Genomic DNA, 22,569 nt, shown 5'->3' with positions numbered 1-22,569 from the left:
AAAATGAATACCACCATGACCATAGATGAATTAGAAGAACGTAGAGAGCTACCGGGTGCCACTTTAGCTGCCATTCGCACACAAAGAGGGTATAGCACTGCTTACGTGGCTGGCAAACTTCATTTGCGCGTTAGATTAATCGAATTACTGGAAGCCGATGATTATGAAAATATGCCGGAGCCTGTGTTTATAAAGGGGTATTTACGCGCCTATGCAAAGTTACTCGATGTTTCAGCCGAGCCTTTATTAGAGACATTTAATAAAATTGCTACGCCAGAGCGTAAAGTGGAAAGATTGTGGCAAACCAAGAAAGAAACTTACAAGGCTGAACATATAATTCGTTGGTTAACACTGGTTTTTGCTTTAGGAGTTATTATCGCTGTTGCTTTCTGGTGGCATAAAAACAAAGATATTGAGCAACTGTTCCCCCAAACTGCAACGATTACTCATTCTGAGGAAACTGCGGAAGTTAAAAAGGAAAATGAAATACGTTTAACTGATTTATCAAAAATGCGCTCCTTGCTTTCCTCAGTAAACCAAAATCAATATAGTCCTATGGAGAAAGAAGGTGAGTGAACGCCTCCAAGCTATAAGAGGAATGAATGATATTCTCCCTGCACAGAGTCAACATTGGCAAGAAGTTGAAAAAATTTTTACCCAGTGTGCCTCCCAGTATGGTTATAAAGAAATTCGTTTGCCTATAGTTGAAACCACGCAATTATTTAAACGGACGATAGGGGAAGTCACTGATATTGTAGAAAAGGAAATGTACACTTTTACTGATTTAAATGGTGATAGCCTGACATTAAGGCCAGAAGCCACAGCTGGTTGTGTACGGGCGTGTTTGGAACATGGGTTACTCCATAATCAGCAACAAAAGTTATGGTATTTAGGCCCAATGTTTAGGCATGAAAAGCCGCAAAAGGGGCGTTATCGCCAATTTTATCAATTTGGAATTGAAGCTTTAGGTATCTCAGGTGCGGGGATTGAGCTTGAGTTAATCGCATTATGTAAAAAAATATGGAAAGAATTAGGTATAGAAGAATATGTTTCCTTGCAAATAAATACCTTAGGGGAATTGCAGGAAAGACAGGAATATAAAAAGCAATTAATTGAGTATTTACGCCCTTATGTGGAAAAATTGGATGCGGACAGTAGAAGACGTTTGGAAAAAAATCCTTTACGAATTCTCGATAGTAAAAACCCTGAGACGCAAGCGCTACTGCAAGATGCACCCAAATTGAACAGCTTTCTAAGTGAGGCGAGTAAAAAACATTTTGCGGACTTATGTACAGGACTGGATAAACTTAACATAGCCTATACAATCAATCCTTTATTGGTAAGAGGTCTTGATTATTATGGTCATACCGTTTTTGAATGGGTAACCGATAAATTAGGTAGCCAGGCCACCATTTGTGCCGGTGGAAGATATGATAAATTAGTTGAGCATCTCGGAGGTTCTCCCACGCCGGCTGTTGGTTTTGCTTTAGGAATTGAGCGCTTATTGCTATTAAGGGAAACACTTGATATAAGTCGTACTCGGGATTCGCTGCCATTAATTTATATGATTGCGGACGGGGAGAATGCACTCCTGGAAGCTTTGTATATTTCGGAAAAAATACGCGACAAACATAATTGGCAGATTTTAGTAAATACAAGCGGGGGAAGCTTTAAAAGCCAATTTAAAAAAGCGGATAAAAGCGGGGCGACCCTTGCCTTAATATTAGGCGAAGAAGAGGTTAAACAAAAAACAATCAGCATTAAAAATTTACGCCAATCAGGTGAGCAGATAAATATACCTCAAGATGAATTATTTACGACCCTTTACCAATATTTGCAGTAAAGCCAGGAGAAAATGATGTCAGTTTACATGACAGAACAAGAGCAAATAGAAGCAATAAAAAAATGGTGGCAGCGTTATAATGGCGTCATTACTGTTATAGCTTCTTTAATATTATTAGCGATAGCAGGGTATAAATACTGGAACTGGCATCAAGCAAAAGTAGCTCAAGAAGCTTCTAATGCCTATGAGCATTTGATAGTGGCTTTTTCAAACCAGGATAACAAAGGAGTGAGGGCGTATGCTAATCAATTGTTAAAAGAATACAATGAGACTGTGTATGCCGATGCCGCACGCTTAACATTAGCCAAATTGTATACGTCACGAGAAAAATACCAAGATGCCATCACGCAACTGGATTATGTGGCAAAACATTCCAAAATGACTGCATTTCAACAAGTGGCAAAGATTCGAATGGCCAGAATACTAATTGCTGACAAATCTTATGATAAAGCTTTAAGTGAATTAAGTCAGATAAATGATACGGCATATAGTTCGGTAGTTAATGAAATTAAAGGTGATGTGTATGCCGAAACTGGTAAATATTTTGAGGCAATAGCCGCATATAGAAAGGCAATTAATGAAGTCCAAACGCAGGGAATGGGTAATGTCTTTTTAGAAATGAAAACTAACGAATTGGCTGCGCTAACGCAATCGATGCAAGCAAATTCCACAACTACCAAGCCTGCTTAATTGAATGAGGTTATGAATGTCTGTCATTAAAAAAAATTTATTGCTAATCAGTTTATGTTTACTTTTACAATCTTGCAGTACCGTTGATGACTATGTGTTTGGAAAAGATAATACCCCAAAGCCAGCTGCTTTAAAGCCTGTTGAATCAAAGCTTTCTTTGTCAGAAAAATGGTCTGTTCCTGTTGGTAAAGCGTCTAAATCAGCTACCTATTTAAAATTAAAACCGGAAATTAGTGGTGATATTATTTACACCGCAGATACTAGCGGATTAATAAAAGCCACCAACAAGAATAACGGTCACACCCTATGGTCGCAAAATTTGAATGATACCATCATTAGTGGGCCATCTTTAGGGCAAGGCTACCTGGCCGTAGGTACTGATTCTTCTTCTTTAGTTTTATTAAACCAAAAGAACGGGGAAAAAGTATGGCAGGTAAAAGTAGCGGGAGACATTTTATCTAAACCCGTTATTTATAATGGCAAAGTAATTGCAAAAACGATAAATGGTAAGCTATATGCCTTTAATGCCAAGACCGGTGAAAAGCTCTGGACGGCAGATCACGGTGCTCCTAATTTAATTTTAAAAGCGAGCTCATCCCCAGTTATCGTTGATAAAGTCGCTTTAGTGGGTTTTTCTGATGGTAAATTAGATGCGGTAGAGCTTGAGAGCGGCGCAGTAGAATGGCAGCGTAGTATTGCTTTTGCAAGCGGTCCAAGTGATGTGGAACGTTTGGTTGATATAGATGCCGACCCTATTGTAAGAGGCAATGTCGCTTATTTGGCAACTTATCAAGGATATATAGGAGCTCTTTCATTAAACGATGGCCAATTTATTTGGCGTAAACCGGCTTCTACCTATAAAAACTTAGCTATGGATGAGCATACCCTCTATATTACAGATAGCGATGATATTGTCTGGGCTTTTGACAAGCAATCGGGAAATGTAAAATGGAAACAAATAGCTTTTAAAGCGCGCGGCCTGACAGAACCCGTTTTAATGGGCGATAAAATTATCATTGGAGATAAGACAGGTTTCTTGCATGTGCTTTCCAACCAAGATGGAGAAGTCTTGGCTCGCTCAAAAGTAAATGGGCCGATAGATATTGCTCCTACCGTACAAGGAAAATCTTTGTACGTAATGACTACTAACGGCCAATTAAACCGTTTAACAGTAGGATAGTATGATCCCAGTTATTGCATTGGTAGGTAGGCCAAATGTAGGTAAATCTACTTTATTTAATCGTTTAACCAAAACGCAAAATGCCCTCGTGGCCGATTTCCCAGGGTTGACTCGCGATAGACAATACGGGGAAGCCCATTTTCATGATAAACATTATATCTTAATTGATACTGGCGGTGTGGGGGTGGACGATGCCGCAGTAGACGCTTTAATGTCTAAGCAATCAGAACAAGCTTTAGACGAAGCGGATTATATTTTATTTTTAGTGGATGGAAGAGCTGGGTTAACAGGTATTGATGAAAATATTGCGACTAAACTACGTAAAATTAACAAGCCAGTTTATTTGATTGTTAATAAAACAGATGGCGTGGATGAAGAAATTGCCAAAGCTGAATTTCAAGCTTTAGGATTTGAAAATATTTTTGCAATTTCGGCCACACATGGCCGTGGTATTTATACTCTATTAGATATTCTCACGCAAAATTTTCCCGAAGCGGAATCCTTGCCTGAAGAGCAAGGGACAAAAATTGCTTTTGTAGGGAGACCCAATGTTGGTAAATCCACATTAATCAACCGCATTTTAGGGGAGGAGAGAGTGGTTGTTTATGATCTTCCCGGTACTACGCGTGATAGTATTGCCATTCCTTTTGAACGAGAAGGCACTAAATTTACTTTAATCGATACGGCTGGTATTCGCAGACGATCGCGCATTGATGAGAAAGTTGAAAAATTTTCAGTAATAAAAACTTTACAATCCATTAAAGAGGCGAATGTTTGTTTAATGGTAATTGACGCCAAAGAGGGCATTACTGAACAGGATCTGCATTTGCTGGGCTTTATTGTTGAAGCTGGTAAAGGCTTGGTCATTGCCGTTAATAAATGGGATGGGCTGAGCGAAGATCATAAAGAATCTGTGCGTCAGGAAATTGCTAGAAGGCTTCAATTCGCTCATTTTGCCAAAATGCGCTTTATTTCAGCTTTACATGGAACCGGTGTTGGATTGCTCTTTAAAGATATTAATGAAGCATATAATTCAGCAATGCAAACTTTTTCAACACCCCGCTTAACCCGTCTTCTACAAGATATAGTTAACGAACATACACCCCCTTTAGTCAAAGGGAGACGTATAAAATTACGCTATGCCCATGCCGGAGGACATAATCCTCCTGTAGTAGTTATACACGGCAATCAAGTCAATTCGCTCCCGGATAGTTATAAACGCTATTTGATGAATTCCTTCACAGAACATTTGCGCTTGATAGGCACACCTTTAAAGTTAGAATTTAAAAGTAGTGAAAATCCTTATAAGGATAAAAAAAATAAATTAACACCACGGCAAATTCAACGAAAAAAAAGGTTAATGAAACATGTTAAAAAAGGAAAATAGCGCCAGGAAAGCGATTATTTGTTCAGAAAAACAAATATTTAAAGGGTATTTTTCTGTTAATAAATATGAAATTAAAGCGGATAATTTAGATCCTGATAAGAAGCCTCTGCATTTCGAAAGAGAAGTAATGATAAGCAGAGACTCCGTGATGGTATTAATTTATGCTACCACCGTGGATAGTTTTGTTTTCTGTCAACAATTTAGACCGGGTGTTTTTCTCAATAAATCGAATGATGATCCTTATTTTATAGAATGTATAGCAGGAACGATTGATAAAGAAAAATCGCCCCAAGAGATTGCTTGCTTGGAGGTTAAGGAAGAAGCCGGACTTGAGGTTACTAAATTGGAAAAAATAGCTACCGCCTATCGAAGTCCTGGCTTAATGACAGAAAAAACCCACTATTTTTATGCTCAAACAGAAGATGAGCCTAAAGCTGGGTATTATGGGGTAGAATCGGAGGATATTTTGACCCATGTAGTTAGTAGAGAAAAAACTTTTTCTCTACTAGAAGAATGTAAAATTCTGGATACGGGTACATTACTAATGCTCAATTGGTTCCGCGCCAATAAGAACATGTAAGGAAGGTATGTATGTCAAACGATTTATTTCTAGGGGTTAATATTGACCATGTGGCTACTTTACGCCAGGCAAGGGGCACTCGTTATCCTGATCCTGTAAAAGCTGCTATGGATGCCGAAGAAGCCGGTGCTGACGGGATTACCCTCCATATGCGTGAAGATTTACGCCACATTCAAGAACGTGATGTGCGATTGATTAAGGAAGTATTGCAGACAAGAATGAATTTAGAGTTAGCAGTTACGGATGCCATGCTTGATTTTGCTGAAGAAATTAAACCGGAGCATGCTTGTTTGGTACCAGAAAAAAGAGAAGAGTTAACTACTGAAGGTGGTTTGGATGTCATTACTCATTACAAGCTCGTTGAAAAAGCTATTAAACGGCTCACCGCTATAGGTAGCGAAGTTTCTCTTTTTATCGACCCGGATATCAGGCAAATAGAGGCTGCCAGAGAGCTAGGAGCCCCGGCAATTGAACTGCATACGGGTTGTTACGCGGAAGCCAATACTCCCATGGCTGAAGCCAGAGAGTTAGATAGAATAAAAGAAGCGGCTGAACATGCTGCCAAGTTAAACCTTATTGTCAACGCCGGCCATGGCTTGCATTATCATAATGTAAAACCTGTTGCAGCTATTAAAGAACTGAATGAATTGAATATTGGGCACGCTATTATTGCACAAGCTCTTTTTATTGGTTTGAAAGAGGCTGTAATTATGATGCGCCAGTTAATGCGAGAGGCAAGAAAAATATGAAAGTAGCCTTGATTGCAGCGAAGCGTTCAAGGGTACGTTACTGATGATAGGGTTTTTAACCTAAATTAACTTACAATAATTGGCTCAATATTAAGCTGTAAATCGTAGTGTTCATACACTTGGGATTGAATCCAAGCAGCAAAATCAAGTAGCTCTGATTGGTAGGCAGAACCATAATTGATTAAAACGAGGGCTTGCTTTTCATAGACTCCCACATTCCCACGGCGTAATCCTTTCAAACCTAAATTGTCAATCAACCATCCCGCTGAAATTTTAATATTGTCGGGACTTGCGGTTGGAAAAGTAGGTAGCTTTGGATATTTACCTAATAGTATTTGGACTTTTTCTTGCGTTAATATGGGGTTGTGAAAAAAACTTCCCACATTACCTAGTTCACGCGGATCAGGGAGTTTACTTTGGCGGATGGTAATGATTACCTGGCGTAAATCCTTGGGTGTAGGGTTGGCAATATTTGAAATTCTCTGGGCAACATCACCATAGCTTAGATTTAAGAGGGGTTTGTTGGATAACTTAAAGCTGACACTAAGGACTATATAACGGGGATTATTTTTTAATAAGCTATTACGGTAGGTAAAATTACAATCCTTATTACTAAGGTTAACTAATTGTCTTCTATTTAAATCATATACCAGGACTTCCTGAATAAAGTCTTTTACTTCTACCCCATAAGCTCCAATATTTTGAATAGGAGAGGCACCCACGGTGCCAGGAATTAAACTTAAGTTTTCTAATCCATAAGCACCTTGCCCACAACAATAAGCTACAAAATCATCCCAATTTTCTCCGGCCATCGCCGTTACAAAGCGCTCATCACCATTTTCATTAATAGTAATGCCGTGTAATTGGTTATGAACGACCAAGCCTTTATACAGAGGCGGTAAAATTAAGTTGCTTCCACCCCCTAGAACCAGAAAGTGCGCGTAATTTTGAATGGCTAGGTAAATTTCTTCTAATTGTGCTAGTTGATTTAAAACAATGTAATTAGACGCAACCGCTCGTAATTGCAATGTGTTTAAGTGGAGTAAATCTACATTTTGTTGTAGACGCATGGTGTTCTTCTTTTAAAAAGAGGGCTCATGGTGATGCATACCTTTGTATATTAGAGTGTCTCGCGAAAACAAATTTCCGCTCCTCACGGTCGCGGCTCGGATCATCGTGCAACCGAGTCGCGCCGTAAGTAAGCTGAAATTTTATACAGCAATGGGATAGGTTCCCGTGACTTTAATTGTCTCTACCAGAAAAAGCGCCTAAAAGATTAAGCAGGCTAATGAACAAGTTGTAGATAGAAACGAATAAGGTGACGGTAGCTAAAATGTAATTTGTTTCTCCACCATGGATAATTTGGCTAGTCTGTAAGAGAATAAGACCAGAGGAAATTAATACAAAAGCGGCAGATATTCCCAGAGACAACGCAGGAATAGGGAAGAAAATGCTGGCAATAATTGCTAGTAATGCAACCATGGAAGCAGCAAAAAGAAAGCCACCAAGATAGCTAAAATCTTTACGGCTTACCAATGCATACCCTGATAATGCAAAGAAAATGAGACCTGTCGCCCCTAATGCGGTACCTACTAATTGTGGACCATTTGCAAAATTTGCAATATAAAAGCTAAGAATAGGACCTAAGGCATAGCCCATAAAACCGGTAAAAGCAAAAACAGCAAGTAAACCGGCGGCACTATTGCGTAAAGCACTGGTTAGGAACATGAGACCATAAGCGCCCACAATAAACAAAAGGGGGTTCATTGGACGTGCATTTGTAGAAAAAGCTATAAAGGCACAAAGAGCACTAAATAAGAAGGTTAAACCAAGTAACAAGTAGGTATTACGTAGTACTTTATTAGTGGCTAATACCGACTCCGTTCTGTGTATAACGGAAACACTGTTTCTATTCATTGATAACTCCAGAAGTTTATTTGTATATTTTAGCATACATACCTCAGTATATGGAGATTAAGAAGAGGTATTCAAGTCCTAATTTATAAAAATTGTGGGACTTTGGGGCCATTCTACTTTTTATTTTTTTGATCTCATGCATAATCAATCTTCTCTTTTGATAGGGGGACAGTATGGGGAAAATCGGCGTTGCACAGATGGTATCCACTGTTAATGTAGAAAAAAACTTACAAAAAGTGGAAGATTTTTTTCACATAGCTAAAACAGAAGCCGTGGATTTAATTTTATTGCCGGAAAATTTTGCTTTTATGGGACTTAAAGAGACGGATAAATTTACTGTTGCTGAATCTTATGGCAGTGGTCCAATACAAGATAAAATTAAAGATTTAGCTGCTAAATTTGGAATTTGGGTTATCGCGGGGACAATCCCGATTAAAACCGCAAGTGAGCGCGTGAATGCAAGCTGTTTGGTTTATGATCATAGAGGCGATTGTGTGGCCCGATATAACAAAATCCACTTATTTGATGTTACTGTCTCGGAGAAAGAATCTCATCAAGAATCTCTAACCGTTGAGCCGGGCAATGAAGTCGTGGTGGTCGATACGCCAGTTGGAAAAATTGGTCTTAGTGTGTGCTACGACTTGCGTTTTCCAGAGTTATATCAACAATTAGTAATAAAGGGCGCGGAAATATTATCTGTCCCTTCGGCTTTTACTGCAATAACAGGTATTGCCCACTGGGAAGTATTATTGCGAGCCAGAGCCATAGAAAACCTTTGCTACGTTTTAGCACCCAATCAAGGAGGTGTTCATGAAAATGGTAGGCATACCTATGGACATAGTATGATTGTGGAGCCTTGGGGGAAGGTAGTCATGGAGAAGGAAAATGGAACAGGCATTCTAATAGCTGATATAGACTTAGAACGTTTACATCGTTTAAGAAAGGACTTCCCCTGCAATAATCATCATAAATTTAGGATAGCTATATGAAGTTAGCATTAAATATTGCCAAAGATTTATTACTGAAACCGGCATCATTGGATGAGTCAAGTTTGGAAAAACTAATCAAGAGTATGACCAAACATAATATAGATGATGCTGATTTATATTTTCAAACGTGCAGCTATGAATCCTGGTTTCTGGAAGATTCGGAGGTAAAGAGTGGAAGTTATTCTATTGACCGTGGTGTAGGCGTACGTGCTGTTTGCGGTGAAAAAACAGGTTATGCTTATTGTGACGATATATTACTCCCTGCTCTTGAGCGGGCGGCGAATGCGGCACGCTCTATTGCTTATACTGGACAACAAGCAACGCAAACCTTAAAAGTGACTAGTTCGCCGATTGCGCGTTATCAAGATATTAACCCGATAGAAGGGATGAGCAAGCAAGAGAAAATTAAATTACTAGAAATGATAGATAGAGAAGCACGGCGAATAGACCCCCGCGTAATCCAAGTCAATGCTTCTTTAAGTGGATGCTATGAAGTGGTAATGGTAGCGGGTATGCAAGGTCAAATGGTAGCGGATGTTAGACCGCTTGTGAGCATTCAAGTCAATGTAATTGTGGAAGAAAAAGGAAGAAGAGAGGCAGGGCGCTCTGGCGGGGGTGGAAGGGTTCCTTACACTTACTTTCTCGAAAAAGAGAAAGCCCTTCACTATGCCAGGGAAGCAGTGCGTGAAGCATTAGTAAATTTAAACGCCGGGCCTGCTCCCGCCGGGTTAATGCCGGTAGTCCTGGGACCCGGTTGGCCTGGTGTTTTACTGCACGAAGCAGTCGGCCATGGGTTAGAGGGAGACTTTAATCGTAAAGGATTATCTGCATTTTCTGGGAAAATAGGCCAACAAGTTGCGGCAAAAGGGGTAACTGTTGTAGATGATGGTACTTTGCCTAATCGAAGAGGCTCTTTAACCGTAGACGATGAAGGGACACCTTCCCAATGCACTACATTGATTGATGATGGGGTATTAGTGAATTATATGCAGGATAAGATGAATGCCAAACTGATGGGTATGCAACCCACTGGCAATTGTCGCAGAGAATCTTACGCACACGTCCCTATGCCTAGAATGACGAATACCTATATGTTGGCCGGAAAGCATGATCCGCAAGAAATTATTCAATCCGTCAAAAATGGTTTATATGCAGTTAATTTTGGCGGTGGACAAGTTGATATTACCTCTGGGCAATTCGTGTTTACCGCGAGTGAAGCCTATCTTATCGAAAATGGAAAGATTACAAGACCTGTTAAAGGGGCTACTTTAATAGGAAATGGACCTGAGGTAATGAAACAAATAAGTATGATAGGAAATGATTTAGCTTTAGATGATGGAATTGGGGTTTGCGGGAAAGACGGACAATCAGTACCTGTTGGAGTGGGACAGCCAACGTTGAAGATTGATGCTTTAACGGTAGGGGGGACCTCTACGGAGTAATTAATGAGATTCTCGCCCTTACGGTTTCGTGCGAATAAACAAAACTTCCTGGGCTGGAGCGGCACGAGCCGCTCCAGAAGTCTAATGCTATTTTAAATAATCATGAACCACTCGCCCGTAGGGCAAAGTTAAATCGCTTTGTATGTGAATAGCACTGATGACTCTTTTGACTGGCAAGTCTGCTACAGGCGCCATTGCATGCTGAAAGAGCTCAATCGCAGCTGGACCATCCCAAGCGCCTTTCACATTGATATCAGTTAATTGATATTCGACGAGTTCACATATACGTACGCTGCCATCAACATGTGGTATTATCTTCAGTAAATAGTTTTTACCTGCCATCGATTCTGCAATTTTCTTTTGATCGAGACTACGATACTTATACCCCATGGTAGCGGTGGCGATTCGACAGCTATCGTAATCCAGGGTACCCAAAAGAGTTTCTTTCTCCACACGAAGGCATGGACTTGCCATTTTTTTAGGAAACCCCCAAATCTCTCTCCCTCCTGCAATGGGAGGTAAATCATCTAGATACATTGCATGAGAGTAACTTCCGGGTTGCCCATTAAAACGTACGGGGATAACTTGCCCTGACTCCGTGTAATCACCAAATCCGGTGGAGTCAGGCATTCTAATAAACTCAAATTTCACAATGGGCTCAGTAACTTCCAATGGAGCAGGCACTACTTCTTTTAAAATATCCATATCTGTTTCATAGCTGATGATAAAAAACTCTCGGTTAATGAAACGGTAAGGGCCCGGCGGATAGCTTGGTCGGTAAATAGGCATGGCAAATGCCTTATTTTTAACATCGGATTCCTTCATTTTTTCTCCTTGCTTTTAAATTACTCCATAAACCAACCATGGCTAACCACCAAAGATTGCCCTGTTAATGCGTTTGTTGGGAAAGAGGCGAAAAAGAGTGCAGTTTGGGCTACATCATCGGTGGTAGTAAATTCTCCATCCACTGTGTCCTTTAACATAATTTTTTTAATGACATCTTCCTCACTAATTTTTAATTCTTTTGCTTGCTCAGGAATTTGTTTTTCTACCAAGGGGGTGCGTACAAATCCAGGACAAATCACATTGGCTCTTACCCCATGCGCTGCACCTTCTTTCGCCACGACTTTACATAGTCCTAATAAGCCATGTTTCGCAGTAACATAGGGAGCTTTGAGAAGTGAGGCTTCTTTAGAATGTACAGAACCCATGTAGATTATACTTCCGCCTTTATTCGCGGCGTACATGTGTTTTAAGCAGGCCCTGGTAGTTAAAAAAGCACCGTCCAAGTGAATCGCCAATAACTTTTTCCAATCGGAAAAAGCGAACTTATCGACGGACTCTATAATTTGAATACCGGCATTACTGACAAGGACGTCTACGCTACCAAATTGCTTCACTACCGTATTAACTCCGTTTTCAACTTGTTCTTCATCAGTCACATTCATAGCTACAGCCAGGGCTGTACCACCCTGGCTAATAATCTGCTGCGCAGCTTGATTGGCATTTTCATAATTTAAATCAGCAATAGCTACTTTAGCCCCTTCTTTAGCATATAACTCTGCAATTTCTTTGCCTATTCCACTGGCCGCACCTGTTACAATTGCAACTTTATTTTTTAAGCGCATTTTTTCTTCCTTTTTTGTTATATTTAAAAACTATTTTTAAACCTTCAACCTGGTTTTAGAATTTCTTGGTTATAATAAGTTAGCATGTGTTTTATGTTTTAGCGACAAGACATCACAAGGAGTGATTATGTGTTCAGCTACAGTAGCACCTCACGGAAATAATCCATTTGCAGATCGTTTTAATGATTTACCCAAAAAGCCAAAAAACAGATTTCCCCGAGTAGCCTATGTAATGCAGGGGGGTGGTGCCCTGGGAGCTTATCAATTTGGTGCAATAAAAGGTCTGATGGAAGCGGGATATGAACCTGACTGGATTGCTGCCACTTCTATTGGAGCATTACAAGCTGCTATTATTGTTGGTAACCCTCCGGAAAAAAGGCTAGAAAAACTCGAACAATTTTGGGGGATGATTGCACCAGTACGCCAATTTGATTATTTGGGCCAACAGGATGAAACCCTGGATTGGTATAATATTTTTTGTGCTTCTTCTGCGGTTCTTTTTGGACAGCCCCATTTTTTTTACCCCCGATTGTTAACAGGAACTTTTCCAACTATCGGAAATCCTTCCCAATTAAGTTATTACAGTACGCAACCCTTAAGAGAAACACTTTTAGAGTTAGTTGATTTTGATTTGCTCAACTCGTGCCCGATTCGTTTAAGTTTGGGGGCGGTGCAAATTAGTAACGGGCACCTTATTTATTTTAATAATATAAACTATCGCATAGAAGTTGAGCATGTGATGGCTAGCGCTGCATTACCTCCAGGATTTCCGGCTATTGAAATTGAGGGTGAGTATTACTGGGATGGAGGCGTACATTCCAATTCCCCCTTGGAAGTTATTTTGGAAGCTATTCCAGCAGAGGACACTTTATGCTTTTTAATGGATTGTTTTGGAGGGCCTCATTTTTTACCAGAAAACATGAATGAGGTGGAAGAAAGGAGGAAAGATATAAGCTATAGCACCCATGCACAGCGAACGATTTACAATTATTTATTAAGACAACGCTTACGTCACTCCGTCTTAGAGCTCGGGAAACTTTTAACCCCCGAACAAAAAGAGCAGCATGTTGATTTATTAGACGTAGGCTATCCCCATCATTGCACCCTTGTTCATTTACTCTACAGCCAACATATTGTTAAAGCCGGTTCTAAAGATTATAACTTTGGACATGAAACATTTAAGAAACGCTTTGATACAGGTTATTTTGACGTACAAACTATTCTAAAAGAGGAGGAAAAATGGGGTTTTGTTCCCAGAAATAAGAAAAGCCGTTTGTACGAGTGTCCTAATAATGGAAACACCTTGCTGCATAAACTTCGTAAAGAGTTATTGTGATGTAAGGTCAAAAGCCTGATAAATCCGTTCATTTTTAAAAAGAAAAAAAGATGCGCCATGGAAGGAGCTCGCTAATGAGTGTTGGGCCTATCGGCGCCAACCTACATTTAGAAAAGATTGATCACTTAATGGGTTGTTTCTCATTCGAATATATTGAAAAAAAACGAGGGGATCCCTCAGGTCGAAGGCCCGACCTACATGTGTGCTCCTTCTCTGTCTTCTTCTTCTTTTTCTTTAATATTGTTTTGTGCTTTCTGTATGTCTGCTTCCAGGCCTTCTAAAATGGTCACCGCAGTGGAGCGTATGCCTAAGAAATTTCTCTCCCCGAACTCTTCGGCTAAAGTTTGCTTGGCAATTCTTATGGTGGTTTTTGCCATAGCGAGGTCGCCATTTTCAATATGATCAATACTTTCTTGTATAGCTAAATCAAGGATTGCTTTTTTTTCTGAGCCTTCTCTTGCGTCAGAAAAAATTTGTTTTTTAATTCGTGTGGCGTAACTTTCATGGCTCTCTTGCATTCTTGAAATTAATTCACCAAGTATGGGTTTCCTGTGGGTAATAAACGCATCTAAATTGCCTTTGAACGGCAGTGTTTTAGGATCATTTTTAACCCATTCAATACCTATATTATGGGGATCGATAGAGCGATAGGTTTCTCGAATTATATTCATGCGACTGTCCAGCTCTGCCTGAATGGCATCACGCGGCTTATTTGAATTTAATATTTCAAATTCAATTAAGGAGTCAATGTCCATTTGTAATTGCATAATAAGGCCGGTTCTAGCCATATCTTTTAAGCTCAGAGAACAATTAGCTTCAATAGCATCAAAAAAATCATCTAGGAATTGTTGTGTTTTTTCATTGTCTTCAAAAGAACGCGGAGTAGATAATTTTTTACCGGTAATATTCTCATAAATGGCATTTAATGATTTGAGAGTATGTTTAAAACCTACCACGTCCCGATTCAGTCTCTGTTCCTCAATTATTTCTGTGAATTCACTTTTGGCTAAATCAATTCCTGTACGTAATTTTTTTTCTCCATCTTCGGCTAAAGCGCACATAGCTTTTGCCAACACTTCTGAGGGTATAAGTCCAGGGTAATCACGCCATAATTTAGAGGGGGCTTCCGCCGGAAACCCGGCAACACTTTCTCTATTGAAAAAATCCAAAGAAGGATGTTCTTTATCTTTCAACTTTCCCCCAAAAAATACAGGAGCATTCAGGAGATCATTAAATGCATGTCCGAAATCAATACGTGCAATAGTCGGTTGCGGAGGATTGCCTTCGTGTAGTACTAACATATTACCTGGGTTAACGTCATGGTCTCCTGTCAATACCGAAACCGCGATGGCTTGAGCCAGGCCAGGAAGTAAAGGCTGAATAAATTCGTCGGTTATATTTATATAGCCTCCTTCGGCAGGAGTATATTTAGGAACAATTTTTATATGTTTTTTATCGGCGGGGAGGTTAGAGTATTTTCCCAGATATTCATTTAAGGTTTGTGGTGGAATTTCCTGGCTCTCTAAATATTTAGAGGCGATCAACACTTTTTTATTTGCTTTGTCGTAAACAAGCTGAACGTTCGGCACTTTGTTATCGCCTAAAAATGCCAGTCCAATGCATGCTGCAATTACTTCGCCAAAATTTTCACGGTCTGTGCTACCTGCTTTAATTTTTCTAAGCGTAGGGGCGTTATGAATAGAACTCTTTAATTGATAAAAATGCTGTTCTTCTTTATGAACTACCCGTTTACTTCCCGTTACCCCGCCAGTGCTGGCTGCATTGGAAAGATCAAAGTCTTTTATTGATAGCATATTTTTTTTCCAGTGAAAGTTTGCTTAATAATAAAAAAATCCTTTCAGGAAAACAAATATATGCGTTTGACAGTAGTGTTTAACAACGCTATCATTTTGCCTTAATTTTAATCGTTGTGTTTAAATACCTGGACATTCTTATGATCGCTACCAAAAATCTTTATAAAGTAATGTGTTTAGATGAATATAACACAGCGATGGAAAAGCATCTTAAAAGCTTGGCTTTTAATTATAATGGTAAAACTATAGAAGAAAAATGGGCGCTACTTATTGATAAATTCAAAGGTTTTGTTCCACAGTATAGTGCGCAATTTGACTTATTTAAGGAAAGAAGGGAGGGCGTCACGGATGTAGCATATAACCTTAATTTATCAACCACGGTTAAGTACTTTGAAAATTTTGTTTTTTTATATGAGGTGTCCGAACCACGCTTTAAATTGACTCCATTTCAAAAAACGCAAATGATAGAAGATATCATTCAGGCAATGAATATGTGTGAGACGGGTGTAGAGACTCGCTTTATTGAATGTTTAAACAAGTTTAGAACGGATCTTAATTGGATAACCAACCTTCTTGCCAAATATCGGTATGACCTGTTTGTAAAAATTCAGGATAAATATAATGCTCTTAACAATATAAGTGAAGAATTACGAACGCATGTTTTAAAGCGTATGTGCCATAGAGGGGGTGTGAAGTATGGCGTCGCTTATGGAGGGGCTTCTATTAGGGCGATTTCAGATATTTTTGCTCACTTGGTAAACGGCTCCCACATCGATGCATTTTTTGATTCCGAAGCGGATGAAGTATTTGCTCTTGATTATGAAGAACAAATTGTTGACATATTGAGCCATGAATTGATGTTAAAAATAAATGCTTCACTCAAACATCAGCAGGAAGTATATGGGTTGACACCTCTTGACTGGAAAAAGAACAGGATTGAGATAAAATGCGGGGACGTCCCCGAATTTGGAAAATACCTGGATTCCTTTTTACAATTGCCCCATTACGATGCCCGTGAACTTTTGAGTAAGTTAGGTACCTTGGATGAAGGCTATACAGACACACAAGGAGAATGGGTTTATGGTACAGGAAACTTTACAATCTACAAAAAAAAGCAGGTGTTCCCTGTCCTGAAAGCATTAATACGTGAAAAACTATTAAGGGAAGAATACTTTCTCACATTGGATTCCCTGACAAAGGATACAGTTGATCTTATTCATAATCCTCATTTAAAAGTTTTTGCCCCGCAGATAATAGCATTTACTCAAAAAATTGAAAAATCCCGTGACAATCTTGAAGAGTTAAAAGCTTTGCTCTTGGCAAATCAGTGGCTTTTACTTAATTACCCTGAGCTTATTCACGAATGTCTATTAAAATATCCTCTCGTATTAAAATTGCTACCTCCTGCAGTAAAAAATCCATTTTTTATTGATAAGCTTATCCCTGTATTTGAAGAACTATTGCATGAAAACAATCTGGAAAATTATAAACCGGAGGTAGGGGATGCAATTATCGAGCTACTCAGAAAGTCTCCAGAGTCTTTACGTTTATTAAAAATTGGCAGTCATCACTTACAATTTGCTTTCAAGCTAATACGCTCTATACCAGACGCATATGCGATGTTGTTGCCCAACAATAATTGGATAAAAGAATATCAGTTAAGCGATATAGCTTGTATTAATGGTCCTACCGATAGAAACAGTGCAAAAGAGGAGCTTTTGCAAAATGAGGAGTTAAGTTTAGAAAATACTGCCCGATTAGTGCAATATTTGAATTTTGATGATTTGATCGAGATTATTAATACCAGAAAGCAAACAGGGTTGTCTCCACTCCCTTATTTCCCCAGTGAGTCGGGGCTTAGGAGGTTTAAAGCGGCTGTGCAGACTAAATACGAGGTTCAGGACTTAATACAAAGTTATTCCTCTCTTAGAAAACTAATTAGCGAGCGAATGCGCTTTTGTACAAAACAAGATAAATATGGAGAAACTCCCTTTAAATATATAGCAGAGAATAAATCTTTGTATTTGGCTTTTCTTGAGTATCAAGCCAATCATCACCGTTTAACTAGTTGGGAGCATTTTTGGTCTAAAATAGCTAGTATTTTTATGAATATGGCTAAAATAATGCTAAAAGCTGCTACGGCAATATTAATTTCTTCGCTTGGACTTTCTGCCGCGGCGATTGCCACCCATCTTATTTATAGCCTATTGCCAGCCTGGGGGTTTTCATTGTTAATATTAGGCATCTGTGCCCCTGTATTAACACGCCCTTTTACTAACAACCGGTGGATTAATTCACTCTCCTATGTTTGCGCTTCGCTTTCCATTTTGTGTTTACTTTTAGATTCAATCGCATTTGGATTGACTTTTCTATATATGGGTAGAACAACCGTTCACATAATCTCGCTTAGTTTTGAAATAATAAAAGACGCATTTTCCTTACTGTATCGTTCCATTAATAGCTTGCTTTTTACTCCTCACACCAGTGAAGAGGTAAGAAGTCAATGTTATGAGAGTATTAACCGCTTGGAAATTATGAACGATTCCTCGGCAAAGGAAAAAGCAAATATTCTCAAATGCATTTTAAGACAGGTAGAGGACGAGATAGCCCAGGATATTCAAGGTAGGCCTCATTATCCTAATGAAGTAGAGACAGCTTTTAATAGAAAGCTATCCCAAAAATATGACATTGAGTATAGAGACGCGACTTACCATCTTTCGTTTTATGAAGCAGCAGAGTTAAAACGCTCTAAGAATAAACCATTGGTAATAAATCAGGAAAAAGTTGATCAGGCTGGCTATAATCCGCATAGATGGTTTAAGACCACTACTGAAAAAATATTGCCATCGCTGGATCGTTTAAATACTGCACCTTTGCTTTTGAATGTTTAATCAAAGCTGATAATTCGTCTATTATTAAATAACTAGTTGCTCTGCTTAAGGGACTAAGCAATGCGAGGTAAAGAAAAGGATGCGTGCATTCTTTATCACTATACCAGTCATAATACATTATATGAGATAGTTACTACCAAGGCGTTAATCGCTTCTCACGTCTATTATTTAAACGACTCCCATGAGATAAAATATGGTATGAGCCACTTTACTGAACTTTTAGATGAGTTGAGTAAAGAAAAAAAATACGCGTGTTATTCTATTTTATTCGAGCAAATTTATGGGTGGCTTAAATCAATTAAAAAAAATCCGCCGTTTATTTTTTCATTTTCTCTATCTGAGAAGGGGAATTTATTAAGTCAATGGCGAGCTTATACACCTTGTGGAATTGGTGTAAGTATCGGGTTTAAGAAACACGACTTAGATAAATATGCCGCAAAGCATGCGCTTTCTTTAATGAAATGTATTTATAATAAAGAGGAGCAATTAAAAGAAGTAAATCATGTTTTAAACTCTATTCTACAGTTATTTGATGAGCACAAACCCTCTTTTTCAAAACGAAAGCTTGAGGAGGATCCAAAGTTTTTAAAACTTTTAAATCATTTTAAAGTACTATTGTTAAATACGTTTATTCAGATTAAAGACCCAGTATTTTATGAGGAAAGAGAGTGGCGTTTGGTGAGTAAAGTTTATGAAGACGCTCTTAGTAAAGAGATAAAATTTAGAAGCAGTAAAACCACACTAATTCCTTATATATTATTCGATATAAAAAACTTACGCAAAGATGGCACTTTATTTGAACATGTCTATGTAGGTCCTTCCCCCAACTTTGATTTGCTTTACCCAGCCATTGTTGCATTATTAACAAATACTCATGCTTGCCAATCAACATTAAACGCAATTATACCGTATAGAGAAATTTAAATGTGAATAGGAAAACGAATAACACCACGCCATTTTTATATAATTTTGCCAATGAACCGCGAAAGATTGGTTTTGAAATTGAATATGTGGGTTTATCTATTGATAAGCTAGGTGAGAACTTAAAGATTACAGCCACAGAAGAGAATAGATTAATTCAAGCTTTTGAAGATCTTACTCGTGTATTTTATCTTGGATTACAGTTTCATCCTGAGTTTTTAATTTATAAAATGGTATTTTTACGGATATTTAAAGTATTTATTAAAACGTCTAGACAAGGGATTTAAAATGAACAAAGTGAAAAAACGCACGCCTAGAAAAATAGAAAAAAAGAGCTCGGAAGGAATTCAATTTTATAAAATCGCTAAAAAAACCGCGGATATTTTAGGTAATTTTTGGAGCTTTCTAATATCTGTATTATTTTGTTTTTTATGGTTAATTTCCGGCCCGTATTTTAATTATTCTGATACCTGGCAATTAGTTATTAATACATCAACTACGGTTATTACCTTTTTAATGGTCTTTATTATTCAAAATACACAAAATAGAGATACCCAGATACTTAACCTTAAGTTAGACGAGCTAATTAAGGCTTTGCGATCAGCGGACAACCTCACTTTAGATTTAGAAGAGTTATCCGAAGAAGAGTTAAAAGAATTGCTGGATAAATATAAACAATTAAGAGATAAAAAAACTGGAAAATAAATAACTCGAAAATAAATAAAATGTAGAATCCTTGGCAAAAACTGTTTAAATGTTCTTTACTTAATGGCAGGTAACATACATTTACCTTTATTTGAAAAGGAGATTTCAATGGAAACTAAAAATCAAAATAAAACGCACTCTAAAAGTGGATATGGTAGCTCAAAAAAGGGCAGCACCGCCTCTTTTCAAGAAACAGTGGATGAAATGGAGGAAACTATGGAGTCACTTCCTGATTATTATCATGAAATCAGAGAAAAAACCGCAGAATTATATGAGCAAAGCAAAGATAAAATATTAAATTTTATCGAAGAAAAGCCTATTACTTCCTTGTTTATAGCCGGCGGGGTAGGGTTGTTGCTCTCTTTAGTTATCACAAATGCCGCTTCTAAAAATAAGAAAGATTAACTGTTAATTTTTACTCTATGCGAAGCAAAGCCTGGTTGGTAAAACAACCAGGATCCACTCTAAGAGGTGCGTGCGAATAATCACGTCCGCTTATATACAACTTGGTCAAGCATCGTTTGTTACAGATTCCGCATCATATCTTCCTGAATGCTATAATTAAAAAGATGGACATGATTTTTTTGATAAGGAGGACATTATGGAACTTGTCAGAGCAAATGAAGATGTAATTGGAAAAAGTATTGAAAATCCACAAGGCGAAAGCTTAGGCGAAATCGAAGAGCTTATGTTAGATAAGGTAGCAGGAACCGTTGAGTATGTGGTGGTTTCGTTTGGAGGATTTCTTGGACTGGGTGAAAAATTATTTGCGATGCCCTGGTCTATTTTCAATTACAATAAAGAGCGTGAATGCTTCGTAATTACTGTTGACAAAGAAAAATTAGAAAATGCGCCAGGGTTTGATAGGGATCATTGGCCAGATATTTCAAGTCCTACCTGGACTGCATCAATTAACAATTATTACGGAATTAGACCCCATCACTAAGAATGTTTTTACATATCAAGGAAGGTAATTCCTTGATATGTATTTTTTTAACTATTCAGTAAAGCAGTGGAATTTGTAAGCAGTAAAAGTGTCTCAAGATTATATTGTTTAACTATCCCACCCAGCCGCCCGTCTTCTAATGCGTCTGCTTCGCTATTGGTATATTGGACTATTTCTCCATTTAAGGCATCTTTTAGTTTTTTTGCGGCATTTAATTTTGTTTCTCCCTTCTTACTATTGTAGTAATCAGTGCCTAATAAGAAATCTTGGACCAGATATATAATGGAAACCACCCATAAAAAATTATAATGGTATTGCCATTCGCTTTCGCGATCATTTATGTATTGCGTTAGTCGATTTATCAACTCTATTCGCTTTGCAGCTCTTTGTTCCAATTCTGCTTGTTCTTCTTCTGGTTTTTTTTCCGTAACCCTTCCTGCAAAAAAGCCTACTCCTGCTGGAGTAACGGCGCTCTGTGGGCGGGGCGGGATAGGCTCTAAATCAGGAAGGCTCGGTTCAATTTCTTGCAAGCGGTGATTATTAACCTCAATAAAAGCTGATAGAGCTGTATCAAGAGGTTTTATAACTTCGTTAAAATAGTGGGAGTGTGATAATTCCCAGGCGTTTCTGTCTCCTTTTAGTTTGGTTATTATCTCCTCTTTCCCTAACATAGGATTCTTTTCCAAGAACACAATATCGTTTCCAATATAACGTAATTGCTTGTCCATTTTATGGGTGTCAGTCATATTATGTGTAATGGACCCTGCCAAATTTGTTAAAAATTCTATAGCAAAAAGGACTTCTAAAGAGAAGATAATCTCAGCGCCACTGGCTGTGAAAGTATGGGAAGGTTGAGATAAAAATTTATGATATTCCGGCGCTTTAAAGATTTCCGTTCTTTTATAATGGCTACTTCTTCTCGCTTCTTGTAGCCTAGCCATATTTCTTTCTAAAACGCGTTTTACCTCTTCTTCATAAGAACTTGGCGTGGAGGGCTCTTTTGTTTCAATATCAGACAGACGGGATTGTAAATGGTTAATCGCTTCATCTAATTTTCGGCTAAAATCATTTTCATATATATAAACACATATTTGTCCGGGTTTTTCGGTTTCAGAATGAAATTCGGTAGTTAATTCAAGCCCGATTCCTCTGGCATTTATACCTTTGGGCAGGGCAGGGGTATGAATTTTAACATTTGAAAATCCCAAAGCTTGCAATTCCACAGCCAATTGTTGCACCAGGGTTGTTTCCTGCGCCTTTCTTACCGACGCATTGTTTGTTAGCAGAAAAAAATCAATAAGTTTTGTTTTATCGGTGGAGGAGAATAAAGCGGCAATATCTTTTGCCAGTTCTTTCGGACTTTTCCCACCTAAAGTACCTTCATCTAAATTTGAGTCATCAAGGAGGGTAATACTGGACACGTCATGTGTGAAAGCATTCCCTTGTATAGAGTGACATTCTTCATTTAACGATATACCTAAATTATGAGCGCCTGCGGAATATTTATCCTGTACAAAAAGAATAGTCATAACCTTCCTGTCTAATTAGAGT

At 38.4% G+C, this 22,569-nt stretch carries 22 protein-coding genes; 16 read left to right on the top strand and 6 right to left on the bottom strand.

The features are described from left to right. Window positions 1-3: 3 nt before the first annotated feature. From EL206_RS04825 to pdxJ, 7 genes are read left to right on the top strand one after another with little or no spacing between them, the layout of a single operon-like run. Window positions 4-576, top strand: a complete 573-nt coding sequence (locus EL206_RS04825; protein ID WP_058462728.1) for a helix-turn-helix domain-containing protein — start codon at window positions 4-6, stop codon at window positions 574-576. Beyond that, complete coding sequence (hisS, locus tag EL206_RS04820; protein ID WP_058462729.1) at window positions 569-1,843, top strand: histidine--tRNA ligase; 1,275 nt, start codon at window positions 569-571, stop codon at window positions 1,841-1,843. The genes EL206_RS04825 and hisS overlap by 8 nt, the downstream gene beginning before the upstream one ends. A 15-nt stretch (window positions 1,844-1,858) precedes the next feature. Continuing rightward, entirely contained in the window at window positions 1,859-2,533 is a 675-nt protein-coding gene (locus EL206_RS04815; protein ID WP_058462730.1) for a YfgM family protein, read from the top strand. 16 nt (window positions 2,534-2,549) lie between these two features. Next, window positions 2,550-3,713, top strand: coding sequence for an outer membrane protein assembly factor BamB (bamB, locus tag EL206_RS04810; RefSeq protein WP_131739819.1), 1,164 nt, complete (start codon window positions 2,550-2,552; stop codon window positions 3,711-3,713). 1 nt (window position 3,714) lies between these two features. Beyond that, the gene (der, locus tag EL206_RS04805; RefSeq protein ID WP_058462731.1) at window positions 3,715-5,100 is read left to right on the top strand and encodes a ribosome biogenesis GTPase Der; all 1,386 of its coding nucleotides are present in this window, start codon (window positions 3,715-3,717) and stop codon (window positions 5,098-5,100) included. Further along, a complete protein-coding gene (locus tag EL206_RS04800) occupies window positions 5,081-5,680 on the top strand; it encodes an NUDIX hydrolase (RefSeq protein WP_058462732.1) in 600 nt (199 codons plus the stop codon). The genes der and EL206_RS04800 overlap by 20 nt, the downstream gene beginning before the upstream one ends. An 11-nt stretch (window positions 5,681-5,691) precedes the next feature. After that, the gene (gene pdxJ / locus EL206_RS04795) at window positions 5,692-6,429 is read left to right on the top strand and encodes a pyridoxine 5'-phosphate synthase (protein ID WP_058462733.1); all 738 of its coding nucleotides are present in this window, start codon (window positions 5,692-5,694) and stop codon (window positions 6,427-6,429) included. A 65-nt stretch (window positions 6,430-6,494) separates the two neighbouring features. On the opposite strand, the gene murB is transcribed toward pdxJ, so the two are convergent. Both murB and EL206_RS04785 read right to left on the bottom strand, forming a co-directional pair. Next, window positions 6,495-7,499: a UDP-N-acetylmuramate dehydrogenase gene (gene murB, locus EL206_RS04790; RefSeq protein ID WP_058462734.1), complete on the bottom strand. Its 1,005-nt coding sequence runs from the start codon at window positions 7,497-7,499 to the stop codon at window positions 6,495-6,497. Window positions 7,500-7,671: 172 nt separating this feature from the next. Beyond that, window positions 7,672-8,346 (bottom strand): Bax inhibitor-1/YccA family protein, encoded by a 675-nt coding sequence (locus EL206_RS04785; RefSeq protein ID WP_058462735.1) that lies wholly within the window; start codon window positions 8,344-8,346, stop codon window positions 7,672-7,674. A gap of 173 nt (window positions 8,347-8,519) precedes the next feature. Between EL206_RS04785 and EL206_RS04780 the strand changes: the two genes are divergently transcribed. Beyond that, window positions 8,520-9,335 carry a carbon-nitrogen hydrolase family protein gene (locus EL206_RS04780; RefSeq protein ID WP_058462736.1) on the top strand — a complete coding sequence of 272 codons (816 nt, stop codon included), beginning with the start codon at window positions 8,520-8,522 and terminating at the stop codon, window positions 9,333-9,335. Further along, window positions 9,332-10,777 carry a metalloprotease TldD gene (gene tldD, locus EL206_RS04775; protein ID WP_058462737.1) on the top strand — a complete coding sequence of 482 codons (1,446 nt, stop codon included), beginning with the start codon at window positions 9,332-9,334 and terminating at the stop codon, window positions 10,775-10,777. Before EL206_RS04780 ends, tldD begins: the two co-directional genes overlap by 4 nt. 87 nt (window positions 10,778-10,864) lie before the next feature. Here tldD and EL206_RS04770 read toward each other — a convergent pair whose 3' ends face one another. Both EL206_RS04770 and EL206_RS04765 read right to left on the bottom strand, forming a co-directional pair. Then, window positions 10,865-11,602, bottom strand: a complete 738-nt coding sequence (locus EL206_RS04770; RefSeq protein ID WP_058462738.1) for an acetoacetate decarboxylase — start codon at window positions 11,600-11,602, stop codon at window positions 10,865-10,867. A 20-nt stretch (window positions 11,603-11,622) separates the two neighbouring features. Continuing rightward, the gene (locus tag EL206_RS04765) at window positions 11,623-12,405 is read right to left on the bottom strand and encodes a 3-hydroxybutyrate dehydrogenase (RefSeq protein WP_058462739.1); all 783 of its coding nucleotides are present in this window, start codon (window positions 12,403-12,405) and stop codon (window positions 11,623-11,625) included. Window positions 12,406-12,532: 127 nt separating this feature from the next. Between EL206_RS04765 and EL206_RS04760 the strand changes: the two genes are divergently transcribed. Continuing rightward, window positions 12,533-13,741, top strand: a complete 1,209-nt coding sequence (locus EL206_RS04760) for a patatin-like phospholipase family protein (protein ID WP_058462740.1) — start codon at window positions 12,533-12,535, stop codon at window positions 13,739-13,741. 194 nt (window positions 13,742-13,935) lie between these two features. Here the strand turns inward: EL206_RS04760 and EL206_RS04755 are convergent, their stop codons facing one another. Continuing rightward, a complete protein-coding gene (locus tag EL206_RS04755; protein WP_058462741.1) occupies window positions 13,936-15,555 on the bottom strand; it encodes a hypothetical protein in 1,620 nt (539 codons plus the stop codon). 140 nt (window positions 15,556-15,695) lie between these two features. Between EL206_RS04755 and EL206_RS04750 the strand changes: the two genes are divergently transcribed. The 6 genes from EL206_RS04750 (at window position 15,696) to EL206_RS04725 (ending at window position 21,018) form a co-directional block, all read left to right on the top strand. Then, entirely contained in the window at window positions 15,696-18,446 is a 2,751-nt protein-coding gene (locus EL206_RS04750; RefSeq protein ID WP_058462742.1) for a hypothetical protein, read from the top strand. 60 nt (window positions 18,447-18,506) lie between these two features. Next, window positions 18,507-19,370: a DUF2971 domain-containing protein gene (locus tag EL206_RS04745; protein WP_058462743.1), complete on the top strand. Its 864-nt coding sequence runs from the start codon at window positions 18,507-18,509 to the stop codon at window positions 19,368-19,370. A 2-nt stretch (window positions 19,371-19,372) separates the two neighbouring features. After that, window positions 19,373-19,654: a gamma-glutamyl-gamma-aminobutyrate hydrolase family protein gene (locus EL206_RS04740; RefSeq protein WP_058462744.1), complete on the top strand. Its 282-nt coding sequence runs from the start codon at window positions 19,373-19,375 to the stop codon at window positions 19,652-19,654. Window position 19,655: 1 nt separating this feature from the next. Next, window positions 19,656-20,072, top strand: coding sequence for a low affinity iron permease family protein (locus EL206_RS04735; RefSeq protein WP_131739821.1), 417 nt, complete (start codon window positions 19,656-19,658; stop codon window positions 20,070-20,072). 108 nt (window positions 20,073-20,180) lie between these two features. After that, window positions 20,181-20,477 carry a hypothetical protein gene (locus tag EL206_RS04730; RefSeq protein WP_058462745.1) on the top strand — a complete coding sequence of 99 codons (297 nt, stop codon included), beginning with the start codon at window positions 20,181-20,183 and terminating at the stop codon, window positions 20,475-20,477. Between the two features lie 196 nt (window positions 20,478-20,673). Next, window positions 20,674-21,018 carry a PRC-barrel domain-containing protein gene (locus EL206_RS04725; RefSeq protein ID WP_058462746.1) on the top strand — a complete coding sequence of 115 codons (345 nt, stop codon included), beginning with the start codon at window positions 20,674-20,676 and terminating at the stop codon, window positions 21,016-21,018. Between the two features lie 47 nt (window positions 21,019-21,065). On the opposite strand, the gene EL206_RS04720 is transcribed toward EL206_RS04725, so the two are convergent. Further along, a complete protein-coding gene (locus EL206_RS04720; protein WP_058462747.1) occupies window positions 21,066-22,547 on the bottom strand; it encodes a hypothetical protein in 1,482 nt (493 codons plus the stop codon). Window positions 22,548-22,569: the final 22 nt, after the last annotated feature.

This window comes from Legionella adelaidensis (assembly GCF_900637865.1).
Classification (GTDB): Bacteria; Pseudomonadota; Gammaproteobacteria; order Legionellales; family Legionellaceae; genus Legionella_A; species Legionella_A adelaidensis.
This window is presented reverse-complemented; position numbering and strand designations above follow the sequence as displayed.